Origin of the sequence: Desulfocapsa sulfexigens DSM 10523 (assembly GCF_000341395.1) — a bacterium.
GTDB lineage: Bacteria > Desulfobacterota > Desulfobulbia > Desulfobulbales > Desulfocapsaceae > Desulfocapsa > Desulfocapsa sulfexigens.
The window spans coordinates 2,667,520-2,679,980 of the sequence record NC_020304.1 but is presented as its reverse complement, the minus strand read 5'-3'; the positions used below and the strand labels follow the sequence as shown (position 1 = coordinate 2,679,980).

The 12,461-nt window shown below is 45.6% G+C and carries 10 protein-coding genes and 1 tRNA gene; 4 read left to right on the top strand and 7 right to left on the bottom strand.

The features are described 5' to 3' along the window. Positions 1 to 7: 7 nt before the first annotated feature. From UWK_RS20050 to recN, 5 genes are all read right to left on the bottom strand, one after another. A complete protein-coding gene (locus UWK_RS20050; RefSeq protein ID WP_015404631.1) occupies positions 8 to 1,597 on the bottom strand; it encodes a Gfo/Idh/MocA family oxidoreductase in 1,590 nt (529 codons plus the stop codon). A gap of 70 nt (positions 1,598 to 1,667) precedes the next feature. Beyond that, the gene (gene fcl, locus UWK_RS11925) at positions 1,668 to 2,609 is read right to left on the bottom strand and encodes a GDP-L-fucose synthase (protein WP_015404630.1); all 942 of its coding nucleotides are present in this window, start codon (positions 2,607 to 2,609) and stop codon (positions 1,668 to 1,670) included. 4 nt (positions 2,610 to 2,613) lie between these two features. Beyond that, positions 2,614 to 3,699 carry a GDP-mannose 4,6-dehydratase gene (gene gmd, locus UWK_RS11920; protein ID WP_015404629.1) on the bottom strand — a complete coding sequence of 362 codons (1,086 nt, stop codon included), beginning with the start codon at positions 3,697 to 3,699 and terminating at the stop codon, positions 2,614 to 2,616. A 98-nt stretch (positions 3,700 to 3,797) separates the two neighbouring features. Further along, the gene (locus tag UWK_RS11915) at positions 3,798 to 4,847 is read right to left on the bottom strand and encodes a DUF814 domain-containing protein (RefSeq protein WP_015404628.1); all 1,050 of its coding nucleotides are present in this window, start codon (positions 4,845 to 4,847) and stop codon (positions 3,798 to 3,800) included. After that, entirely contained in the window at positions 4,844 to 6,532 is a 1,689-nt protein-coding gene (recN, locus tag UWK_RS11910) for a DNA repair protein RecN (RefSeq protein WP_015404627.1), read from the bottom strand. Before recN ends, UWK_RS11915 begins: the two co-directional genes overlap by 4 nt. Before the next feature lie 279 nt (positions 6,533 to 6,811). On the opposite strand from recN, the gene UWK_RS11905 reads away from it, so the two are divergent. Next, on the top strand, positions 6,812 to 7,318 hold the full coding sequence (locus tag UWK_RS11905; RefSeq protein ID WP_015404625.1) for a metal-dependent transcriptional regulator: 507 nt from the start codon (positions 6,812 to 6,814) through the stop codon (positions 7,316 to 7,318). 18 nt (positions 7,319 to 7,336) lie between these two features. On the opposite strand, the gene UWK_RS19055 is transcribed toward UWK_RS11905, so the two are convergent. Next, on the bottom strand, positions 7,337 to 7,555 hold the full coding sequence (locus UWK_RS19055) for a SelT/SelW/SelH family (seleno)protein (RefSeq protein ID WP_322740783.1): 219 nt from the start codon (positions 7,553 to 7,555) through the stop codon (positions 7,337 to 7,339). Between the two features lie 211 nt (positions 7,556 to 7,766). Here UWK_RS19055 and UWK_RS11900 point away from each other — a divergent pair, with 211 nt between their 5' ends. The 3 genes from UWK_RS11900 to UWK_RS11890 all read left to right on the top strand — a co-directional run bounded on the left by UWK_RS11900 (position 7,767) and on the right by UWK_RS11890 (position 10,976). Further along, complete coding sequence (locus tag UWK_RS11900; RefSeq protein WP_015404624.1) at positions 7,767 to 8,948, top strand: deoxyguanosinetriphosphate triphosphohydrolase family protein; 1,182 nt, start codon at positions 7,767 to 7,769, stop codon at positions 8,946 to 8,948. Then, complete coding sequence (locus tag UWK_RS11895) at positions 8,945 to 10,726, top strand: chloride channel protein (protein ID WP_015404623.1); 1,782 nt, start codon at positions 8,945 to 8,947, stop codon at positions 10,724 to 10,726. The genes UWK_RS11900 and UWK_RS11895 overlap by 4 nt, the downstream gene beginning before the upstream one ends. Positions 10,727 to 10,899: 173 nt before the next feature. Next, positions 10,900 to 10,976: transfer RNA gene (locus UWK_RS11890), tRNA-Arg, on the top strand. 127 nt (positions 10,977 to 11,103) lie between these two features. Here UWK_RS11890 and mgtE read toward each other — a convergent pair. Further along, positions 11,104 to 12,417: a magnesium transporter gene (mgtE, locus tag UWK_RS11885; RefSeq protein ID WP_015404622.1), complete on the bottom strand. Its 1,314-nt coding sequence runs from the start codon at positions 12,415 to 12,417 to the stop codon at positions 11,104 to 11,106. Between the last annotated feature and the right edge of the window lie 44 nt (positions 12,418 to 12,461).

Genomic DNA, 12,461 nt, shown 5'->3' with positions numbered 1-12,461 from the left:
CTTATTTCTATTCCGGCACCACCGTAACACAATCATCCCGCAGAGTGTATTTTTCCCCGGTAAAAGGACATGTAAAATCAGCGTGACCAGTAAGTGGTAAGTCCATTTTTTTTCCATATTTACTCATCCAGCCAATCTGTCGTGCAGGATTACCAACCATCAGGGCAAAAGCGGGAACACTCTTCACCACAACTGCTCCGGCACCAATAAAGGCATATTCAGCAATCTCAATACCGCCGACAATGGTACAATTCGCCCCAAAAGTCACCCCCCTTCGAACAACAGTGTCACAATACTCATCCTTCCTGGAGATTGCAGCACGGGGATTCATCACATTTGTAAATACCATACTGGGACCACAAAAAACCTCATCTCCAATGCTCACGCCTTCATACACAGAGACATTGTTCTGGATTTTACATCTGTCCCCGATGGTCACGTTAGGCCCTACCACAACATTCTGACCAATATTGCAGCTACAACCGATCTTTGAACCAGAGAGGATATGACTGAAATGCCATATTTTAGAATTTGAACCGATATCCACACCGGAATCGACGACAGCACTCTCATGGCAAAAGAAATCCGCCTGATTACTGTGGCTGGTTACCTGGACTTTTTGTTCATTTTCCAGGGACTCCTGACACCGATTAAGTACCTTTAAAACTCTTAACCCTTCCTCACCGTCTGTGCGTGGTTTGCTTCTGTTTTTTATACAATCCAGAAAATGAGCACATTCTGCCTTAAGGGGTTCATCCTGTTTAACCGTAACTTTGACAGCCTCTGCCTTATTGGCAACGGGGATGTTATCACTCCACTTTATAGAGTGTGGATACAGCAGCAATTTGTCATCCCATGGCGCAACATCATCAAAAACAGCCATCTGCTTTTCACCAACAACAACAAGCTTCTGTTCCTTAAAAGGATGAAGCCAGGAGACGAAGATATGAGCCTTGATGCCACTTGAGAAATTCATCAACGTCATAGTGGTGTCAGCAATTTGTCGGTGGAGATAATTCCCACCCTGAGCACGGATGGATTCAGGCATTTCCCCGGTCAGCCCCAGGATGACAGAAATATCATGGGGAGCAAATGACCAGAGTACATTTTCCTCTCTACGCAGTTTCCCAAGATTCAATCGATTTGAATATATATACTGGATACGACCAAGTTCCCCGGCATCGACAAGTTCTTTAAGTTTGAGAACAACCGGATGGTACCAGAGTAAATGTCCGACCATAAGTACACAGTTCTGTCTTTTGGCAAGTGCATTTAATTCAGCACCTTCCTTTTCAGAGAGACAGAGCGGTTTTTCTATATAAACATCTTTTCCAGCCAGTAGTGCTTCCGTTGCAAGGGTGGCATGAGTCTCTGCAGGAGTTGCGATAGCAACCCCCTGTATCTCAGGATTCGTCAAAATCTGGCTGTATGCAGTCGCTGTATTTATACCAGGGTACTGCTCTTCAAAACGTGTCAGGGTCGTTTTGTTTGTATCACAAATGGTATGCAGCGCTTCAAGGGTATTAAAATTACGTACTAAATTTTTACCCCAGTAACCTGACCCAACAACAGCAATATTTGACGCAAGAGTATCCATTATATCCCACTTATTTGTTCCGGGAATATGCTTCCCAGTATCCCTTCACCTTCCAGGATAAGACTCTACTTTATGATCTTATTATTTCCTGATTTTCTAAAAACCATTGATAGGTTTGAATAAGACCCTGTTCCAAGGTAATATGAGAATGCCAACCGAGAGTATTAAGCTTGCTGCTGTCAAGCAGCTTTCGAGGAGTTCCATCAGGCATTTCTGTATTAAAAACAATTTCTCCCTTAAACCCGACAACATTGGCCACAAGATGAGCCAAATCACCTATGGAAATTTCTCGACCGCTTCCAATATTAACCGGTTCCGAATCGTCACAGGATTCCATAAGAAACACACTGGCATCAGCAAGGTCATCCACATGCAGAAATTCCCTTAAAGCCTTTCCGGTGCCCCATACTGTCATTTGAGCATCACCGTTTTTCTTTGCATTGTGACATTTAAGCATGAGCGCCGGTAACACATGAGAATTTTCCAGATCAAAATTATCCCCAGGACCGTACAGATTTGTCGGCATAAGACTAATCGCGTTGAATCCATATTGCTTTCGATACGCCTGGCACATTTTAATTCCTGCTATTTTCGCAATGGCATACCACTCATTGGTGATTTCAAGAGGACCTGTTAACAGATATTCCTCTTTCATCGGTTGAGGACAAAGCCTGGGATAAATACAGGAGGATCCGAGAAATAGAAGTTTTTTGGCTTTGTTTTGATACGCAGCGTCAATAACATTTGTCTGTATCAACAAATTATCGCGGATAAAATCTGCAGGAAAGGTATCGTTCGCGTGAATACCGCCTACTTTTGCAGCAGACAGAAAGACATATTCAGGCTGTACATCAGCAAAATATTCCTGCACTGCTGCTTGATTTGTCAACTCAAGTTCAGCATGTGATTGAGTGAGAATGTTCGTATATCCCGCCTTGGTAAGAGATCGGCAAATTGCTGCTCCAACCAGGCCACGGTGTCCGGCTACGTAAATAGATGAGTGAGAATCCATAAGCCTACTCAAAATAATTATACGCTTTGTATCCCTTCTTACTCACAATCTGATCACGTTCAGCAAGTTTCAGATCTGCAACAACCATTTCCTGTACCAGTTGCTCAAAGGTAATCTCAGGAACCCACCCCAATTTTTCTTTAGCCTTTGCAGGATTACCAAGTAGAGTTTCAACCTCCGTTGGACGGAAATAACGGGAATCAACATGAACAATGGTTTTTCCACTATTCTTTTCGACACCAATTTCCTGAAGCCCCTCACCCCGCCACTCAATCTGCATGTCCAGTTGTTCTGCCGCAATCTGAACAAACTCACGAACTGAATGCTGCACCCCTGTAGCAATAACAAAATCTTCAGGCGTTTCCTGCTGCAGCATCAACCACTGCATTTTTACATAGTCTTTAGCATGTCCCCAATCGCGTTTGGCACTCAGATTGCCCAGATACATATCTTTCTGGAGACCTAGTTTTATTCGCGCCAGAGCACGAGTGATCTTACGGGTAACAAAGGTTTCTCCTCTGACAGGTGATTCGTGATTAAAGAGAATGCCATTGCAGGCATACATGTTATATGCTTCCCGATAATTCACACAGATCCAGTAGGAATATAATTTCGCGCAGGCATAAGGAGATCTTGGATAAAAGGGTGTTTTTTCAGTCTGCGGGGTTTCCTGAACCTTTCCAAACAACTCAGAAGTCGAAGCCTGATAAAATTTTGTTTTTCCTTCCAGCCCGAGAATACGAATGGCCTCCAGGACCCGGAGTGTACCCAATGCATCAGAATTCGCTGTATACTCAGGAGTCTCAAAAGAGACTGCCACATGACTCTGAGCAGCAAGATTATAAATCTCATCCGGTTGGATTTCCTGAATAATACGAATCAGATTGGTGGAATCAGTGAGATCACCATAGTGAAGAGTAAACCGTACATCTTCTTCATGAGGATCCTGATAGAGATGATCAACCCTGTCAGTATTAAAAGATGATGCCCTTCGTTTCAGACCGTGGACATCGTAGCCTTTCCCCAATAAAAATTCAGCAAGGTACGCGCCATCCTGCCCAGTTACCCCTGTAATAAAGGCTGTCTTCATTATTATTTATCCTCATTGTGTATAGCTGCAAAATACTTATTCTGTTTAAGCACATGACGTTTACCAAAAAAACTGTGCTTGCGCAAGGCGGGCTTGTCTTAACTTTGTATCATCCAATCCCTGCACAATTGTTCAGAAATCGGGTGCCCTGTTATCCTGTATGTTGTCCCTAAGCCTTGAATTTCTAATGCCGCTCCGGGATCCTCTTCCACTGTTTTTCCGTATCGCACAACCAGGCCTGCAGCCCTGGCAATAATCTCGTCTTTATTGCCACTGGTTAACAAGCGGTTATTGGAATTCCGAAGCAGAGCAGTGGGGCCTGGTCTGTCAGGCATATGAACCAACACGTCAGTATCTTCAGCCAGATTCTCAATTTTGATATTTTCTTTTTCATTGCGGCCAAGGATTACCCAAAAGCCATCCGGAAGAAGAAACTGGCGTCCGACTAACAAAAAACGAACATCAGTAACAGTTATCTCCTCCGCCTTTATTACAAAATCACCATTGTAGATCTTCTCTATTCGTGTACTGAGGATAGGATCAGCCAGCATACAGCCACCAGCAGGTGCGGGAAAATCCGTTATACCATATTCCTTTGCAAGCTGTATCTGTCTCGATCGTCCGCGACCACTGAAGTTAAGGAGCTTTTCACGATCAATCCACCCTTCAGTTTCAGCCGTTGTCGGGGTCATGAGTTTTGCAGAAAGCGGTCGCAGCAAGAGGCCGTCATTCTCTGAATCACGTTCAATAACCCGCAAAGTATCACGACGCTGAGACATGGGACGTTGCCCAAGCACTTCGCCACTGACAAGAAAAGACGCTCCATATTCAGGCATCATTTCCCTTGCCCGACGACACATGAGAATTTTGCAATCAATACAGGGATTAAAATTTTTGCCAAATCCGTGCGATGGATTATGCAGCAGATCAAGATAATTATGACTGAGATCATGGAGAACCACTTCTATTCCATATTTATCCATAATCTTCTGTTTGTATTTTTCTGGATCATCGAGCAGTTCATAATCGAAAAACGGGGTCACAAATTTTACCGCCAGGACACGTACACCAAGGGATGCCACCAGCTTCGCGGCAAGGATGGAATCCAAGCCACCGGAGAAAAGGGCAAGTGCAGTTATCTGTTTCACGCAGCGCCCCTTCCCTTTGCCAGCAGTTCTTCAGCCCAGGCACGTGTTTGATCAGACACAGACTCCCCTGCCAGCATTCTGCTCACTTCATTGAGGCGCTGCTCCGGCGTAAGCATATATATTCCTGACTGGGTTCGTCCGTCCTCCACACCTTTTTCCACGAGAAAATGGGTATTCCCCCGGGCTGCAATCTGTGGCAGATGGGTTATACAGAAAACCTGATGGTGAGTGGAAAGTTCCTGAATTTTTCTAGCCACCGCCTCTGCAGCCTCTCCCCCGATTCCGGCGTCCACCTCATCAAAAATCACTGTCTCCACCATATCCTTCCTGGCAAGGAGACATTTAAAGGCAAGCATCAGACGAGAAAGTTCACCACCGGAAGCCACTTTCACAAGAGGTCTCACCGGCTCACCGGGATTTGCGGAGAAAAAGAATTCCACCTTATCCCAGCCCCCCTGCCGCAGTGCCGCCACATTCTCCCCATGTTCCTGAAAACGAACCTCGAGCCCCGATTGGTTAAAGGCAAGGGATTCAAGCTCTTTCCCCATGGATTGTTCCAATGTTACCGCTGTCTTTTTTCTTTTTTCACTGAGCTTTCCAGCAAAAAGGCAGAGTTCGCTTTCAAGTGCCAGTACCTCGGCCTCACATCCACTCACAACCTTTTCGAGGTTTTCTATCTGCTGCAACTGTGCCTCAGCATCTTCGGCAAAAGCGATTACAGCTTCGAGGCTGTCTCCGTATTTTCGCTTCAAGCCCTGAAGCTCATTGAGGCGCTCATTTACAGTGTCAAGCCGGTAGGGATCATTGTTCAGGGAATCTCTGTATTCCCGCAGTTTCAACACCAGATCTTCAGCATGATAACTGAACTCTGCAAGCTCAGTTGCCAGTTCCTTCGCGTCGCCATCAAGTTCTGCAGCCTGACTCATATCCATCCGAATCTGGATCAGGCCGTCAAGCAGAGATTGCTCCATAAGACCGTGGGATTTTCTGCTGATCTTTATCAGAGTATCGGCACTTTTCAGTCGTTTCTTTTCTTCAGCGAGGAGTTCGTCTTCCCCTGGAATCGGCTCAATGGCCCTGATTTCCTCCAACTGGTACTGAAGAAAATCCCTGCGCTGTTCCTTTTCCTGTTCCTGTTTTTGAAGCTGTTCCAGTTCGTCTCGTTTTCCCTGCCACCTCCCAAAAAGTAGATCAAACTGTTTTCTCAGGGGCCAGGTCTCTCCCATGGTATCAAGAAAATCCAGATGAAACCAGGGCTGCAGCAATTGCTGGTGATCATGTTGACTGGCAACATTCAGCAGGCTCACGGCAAGTTCCGCTGCCATTTTGGTAGTGGCGGGAGAGCCATTAATATACATCCGGCTCCTGCCCTTATTGGTCACCACCCGTTTCATAACAAGGGTTTCTTCAGCATCGATCCCCTGCTTGGCAAATATTTCCTGCAACAGCTGGTTATTCTGAGAAACCTCAAAAAGTGCCTCCACAGTGCAGCATTCAGCCCCATTACGAATCCAGTCAGCAGATGCCCTGCCACCAGTAAGGAGGTGAATGGCACGGAGCATGATAGATTTTCCGGCTCCGGTTTCACCGGTCATCACAACCAGTCCATTTCCATTTTGGCAGCAAAGATCAAGATGAAGACTTTCAATCAGAGCAAGATTATCAATTTTCAATTCACAGAGCATATGAGAATAATGGATTCCGGGATCAGCCCGAAAAAAAAATATTTTGGCACTCTCTGCCTTTTTAATAGCTTAGACTTACTTTCACAGTCGACGCGTATCAGGACTCTTTATAAAAACAATTCGTGGATGTATCTGGGCCGCCTTACTGACCGTTTACTAATACTACAACTTCAACAAACTTGACGACACTGGCAAACAAGGGTATTTTAAGAAGAATTCTATCGGGTGTCTCTTCCTCTACCCTAAGTACGTTCATACTATCTCAAAGATACGTTGATTATGCCTACTCAAACGGTTCCGCTCAGTGCCAGCCTGGAAGACTACATAGAGGCAATATATCATATCATAACCAAAAAACAGGTTGCCAGAAGTAAGGATATTGCAACCCGACTGAGTGTCAGCAGGGCATCCGTAACAGAAGCCCTTCGTACTCTCTCCAAAAAAAAGTTAATTCATTACGCACCCTACGAACCAATCACTCTCACTACTGTCGGAAAAAAAACAGCGGAAGACGTTATTTTTCGTCATGATGCCTTAAAGCGTTTCTTCACTGAAGTGCTTGCCATCGATCCGAAAACTGCAGAAGAAGGTGCCTGCAAAGTAGAACATGCTGCCCCTCCTGAAGTCATCGAACGAATGATTTCCTTTATCAACTTCTTACAGGTCTGCCCACGAGGTGGCGATGACCTTCTTGAAGGCTTTGCAGATTACTGTAAACGCGGGACCACCAGAAACAATTGCAACGAATGCGTCTCTTCCTGCAACCTGCAAACCAACAAAGAGTAAACTTTGCATTACTCCCTGTCAGGCTTGAATCTGGCTAAAAATCTCACCTTCTTCAGGAAAACGATTTAACGCTTTTTTGGAAAAAATCTTCCTGCCATCAACCACAACTTCAAAAACACCACCATCCGATGCAATCAACTCAACGTCTGCATTAAACCGGGTAGTCAACTCTTCTCCCAGACTGGAAGCACGAGGTTTATAGTTTCACTTCGTGCAGTATTCAATGGAAACCTTCACGCAAATTCTCCTGTTCTTATTTGTAAGCAAGTAAAAATAATCTGACGGATTCTAACACATACGTTTGGGAAACAAACCATTTTTCACAGGAGCCCAGCTCCAAAACGTGCTTTTTCCACTCAGTCTGGTATAATATTTTCTTTTGACTTGGCCTAATGGCCTTTTTTACTTTTACAGATTCTCCGAACCCCACTCTTTTATCAGTAGAATAATGCAGGCACCCAGCCCACAAAACAGCCTCCTCCCAATGCTCGATCACCTCAACAGGATGGAAGAAGAGAGGCTCTCTCCGGCAGCTACCCGTTCAACAGATGCTATACGTCGAAGACAGGAAGAGCGTAACGGGTACCGACAAGCCTTCAGCCTTGATGCGGATCGCATTATCCACTCCCGGGCCTATACCCGCTATATTGACAAAACCCAGGTATTTTGCATGGTCTCCAATGACCATATTACTCATCGGGTTCTCCACGTCCAGCTGGTATCACGAATTGCCAGAACGATAGGTCGCTTTCTTAAACTTAACGAAGATCTCATTGAAGCTATAGCCCTTGGCCACGACATAGGCCATGCCCCATTTGGACACGACGGAGAAAACTTTCTCGCAGATCTCTGCAGGAAACACGACCTGCCCCCCTTTCAGCATAATATTCAGTCGGTTCGTTTTTTGAACCACCTGGAACGCAAAGGACGGGGCTGGAATCTCAGTCTGCAGACCCTCGACGGTATCCTCTGTCATGATGGTGAGGTCCACGCCAACAGAATAAGCCCGGGCACCGTTAAAAACTTTGCCTCGTTTGACAGGGAGCTTGAAAAGAAAAAAGAAAATCCAGGTTACAAACTCGCTCCCATGACCTTTGAAGGGTGTGTCGTCCGCATGGCTGACACCGTGGCTTATATCGGAAGAGACATCGAAGACGCCATTCTACTGAAGCTCATACGACGCGAAGATATCCCGGAATCCTGCCGCACACAACTTGGCCGTACCAACGGAGAAATCGTTTATACCCTGGTCACAGACCTTATCCGTAACAGTGTCCTTCCATCCAGTGGTGACAGCAGAAATGGACATATCGGGTTTTCTCAGGAAATCTCCGAATTTCTCCAGGAACTGAAAACATTCAATTACAAAAACATCTATCTTCACCCCAAAACCAAGACAAATCTTCCCCTTATTCAAAACTGTTACGAAGCACTCTTTACTCACTATCTCACGCAACTGGAAAGCGGGCAGACAACAAAACCCGTAGATATCATGACCGACATGGATGCGTCCTATCTTGAATCACACACACCTGCCGCCATGGTTTGTGACTATATAGCAGGAATGACAGATGATTTCTTCCTTAAACAGGCTGCAAACGTCGGCTGTAAGGTACCAAGAAAACAATGAAATATAACCTCCGAAAGTTCATGCCCGGCGAAAATACCGGCATGATGATTATTGCCTCCGTGATTGGTCTTCTGGCCGGTCTCTGCAATATCGTTTTTCGGACTATTGTTCATTGGGTGGATGAAATATTCATGGTTGGCGGAAAAGATCTGCTCAACATTGACCAGGGCGGCTGGCACCTCCTGTTACTCCCCCTCATTCCCATGGCCGGCATGGTTCTTTTGATTCCCCTTTCACTTCTTTTTCCAGGAGAAGTCAACGGCTACGGATTTACGAAATTTCTCCGCAAAGTCAATCTTGAGGGCGGATATATCAAGGCAAGAACCATAGCACTCAAGATTATCACCACTGCCCTTACCATCGGTACCGGGAATTCCGCCGGTGTTGAAGGTCCAATCGCCGCGATTGGTGGCGCAGCAGGATCTCAGGTTGGACAGTTTTTCAGAGTATCCGGCAGCAGGATGAAAGTATATATTGCAGCTGGCGCTGCAGGTGGGATAGCAGGGATGTTTAATGCCCCCATAGCCGGTATATTTTTTGCTTCGGAAATTGTACTCCTCGGCACCTTTGAAATTTCCTCCTTTTCCGCTCTTGTCATCGCTTCTGCTCTTTCTACCGTTGTCACACGAGCATATTACGGTGAAATACCCGCTTTCCCGATTCCACACTATGTTATGGTTAACCCCTTCGTGGAGTTGCCACTCTACATTCTTCTGGCAATCATCATCGGACTGATTGCGGTCTTCTATATCCGTGTCTTTTACTGGGTAAGAGACAAATACGAGGCATTGCCTCTACACCCGCAGCTGAAACCAATAACTGGTGCCTTTCTCATTGGCTGCATGGCGATGGCCTATCCCGAGATAATGGGAGATGGATACAGTTTCATAGAAAGAGTCCTCAATGGTGAGGGAGCTATTTTGCTTCTCTTTATTCTCATTTTTATGAAGATTTTTGCAACATCCATAACCCTTGGATCAGGTGGAGCCGGTGGAGTTTTTGCCCCTGCCCTCTTTATTGGGGCCATGATTGGAGGCTGTTTTGGACATATTGCCAATATGGTATTCCCCTCTTTCACTGCAGACCCCGGAGCATACGCTACGGTTGGTATTGGTGCTTTTCTGGCAGCTTCAACGCATGCACCCATGACCGCGATCTTCCTTCTTTTTGAAATGACCGGCAATTATCTTATTATTATCCCCATAATGCTGACCTCCATTATTGGTGTGGTGGTTTCCAAAAAATTCAATTCCGACTCCATCGACACCGTTGACTTTACCCGTGAAGGGATCAATATCCATGAGGGTCGTGAAGCCGCCATTATGAAGTCCGTCCGCGTTGGTAAGGCCATCACCGAAGATGTCGATTTTATTTCAGAACGAGCCAATATCAATCATCTCCTTGAAATATTCAGAATGGCAAAAAGCAGCTTTTACTTTCCCGTTGTTGATGACTCAGGCCGAATGACCGGTATTATCTCCATGCAGGACGTGAAAAACATACTGCACAGGGCAAAAGCAGAACGGGTCTGTTATCTGGTAGGCGGGATCTGCAGCAGAGACGTTATTATGTTGACCCCCGATGACTCCCTCTATACGGCAATGCAGCTCTTCGATGTGAAGGGAATTGAAGAAATTCCGGTTGTGGAAGATCTGGAAAACAAGTGGGTTGTGGGAATGCTGAAACGCCGTGATGTGATTGCCGCATATAACCATGAAGTATTAAAGAAAGGAATTGCCGAAAAAGCGGAGACAATTCGAATCACCTGTGGCGGGTAGGAATTGACAAGATTAGCAGAGTAGATTATTTGTTTCCCAATAACTGCATATCATCTGTTCAAGTTGCCTAGGATGCTTGCAGTTTTTTTTCGCTCACAACCATCGGTAACAGCAGATACATGCCGACACTTGTAGTGGAATAAATATATATTGTCTGAAGCAGCATATAAAAAGCACCCATAGCTCAGCTGGATAGAGCACCGGACTTCGAATCCGGGAGTCGTAGGTTCGAATCCTACTGGGTGTACCATACAGCGATTCTCCTTTGGGACACAAAGAAATGCGCCCCAAAGGAGATTCTCATTACAAACCACCACAGCCATCAGCTCAGTTCATCAACCGTACGAGTCTGGTTTACATCCTATTCTTATCTGTTCTTAGATAAGATAATCTTGAAAAATCACAGCAAGTCCAAGAAAAGCCAGAAAACCCATAACGTCGGTTACAGTAGTCAATATGATACTAGAGCTTTGTGCTGGATCAATACCCATCTTTTTCATCAAGATAGGAATTGAACTCCCTGCAAGGCCCGCAATGGCCAGATTTAAAATCATACCAAGGCCGATAACGAGCCCTAACCATGGGTTACCATGCCATAGCCAGGCAATAAGGGCCGTCACTATTCCAATAGCAACGCCATTAATTGCTCCCAAACGTGTTTCTTTCCATATGAGTTCCCGTACTCTCTTTGCCGGAATTTCACGCATCACAAGCCCACGCATCACAACAGCAAGAGATTGTGCCCCGGCATTTCCACCCTGCCCGGCAATAACCGGCAGGAATATCGCCAGAATTGTTATCTTCGCAATAATACCCTCAAACATTGCAACCACAGCCGCTGCAAGAAAAGCAGTGACCAGGTTTACATTTAGCCAGAGCAGTCTCTTTTTCAAGGCAAAACTGATCGGGGAGAATGTTTTCTCATCGCCGCCAGCACCAACCATTTTCAAGAGGTCGGCAGTAACATCCTCCTTGAGGCCGGTTAGTAAATTTTCAGCTTTGATAACCCCAAGAATTCTGTTTTCATTATCTACTATAGGTGCTGCAAAATATTTGCGCTTAGCCATCTCCCTGGTCGCCTCACTCCTGTCGAGAAAACAATGAAGTGTGTAAACATTTGCAATCATAAAAGAACTAAGAGGCTGCTCTGGTCTTGCAAGCATGAGATCACGCATATTCAACACACCCTGCAGAATCCCATCATCATCGACAACATAGGCATACGATGCTGGAAAGGTCTTTTTACTGGCAAGCGCCCTTATTTTTTCTATCACATCTCCAGCTTCTTCATGTTTCAGGAAAGTAAGATAATCCGTTGACATATACCTCCCCACGCTCCCTTCCGGATAGGTATACAAATCCCTTATTTTTTCTAAAAGTGTACCGGAGATATGGGGCAGCAGGCGATCCCGGGATTGTGTAGAAAGATGCATGACGATAGACGCCGCCTGATTAGGTGGAAGGGAGGTGAGGATGGATGCCGCTGACTCCACATTCCGCTCTTCAAGGAGGGTTGCAGAAAAACTGGTCTGTAGTCTGCGGATTATCTGCGCCACACTTTCAGGTGACATGTTTGCCAAAATTGCGGCCGCATCTTTTCTAGGTGTTTCTTCAAGGATTTTTACAGCCTTGCCGATATCCTGGGCCACAAGACGTTCCACAAACACCATAACCTGCTGTATATCCTGCATAATAACCTTAAGGTAGTTTTCTAGTAACAAACATCAGGAGTAGT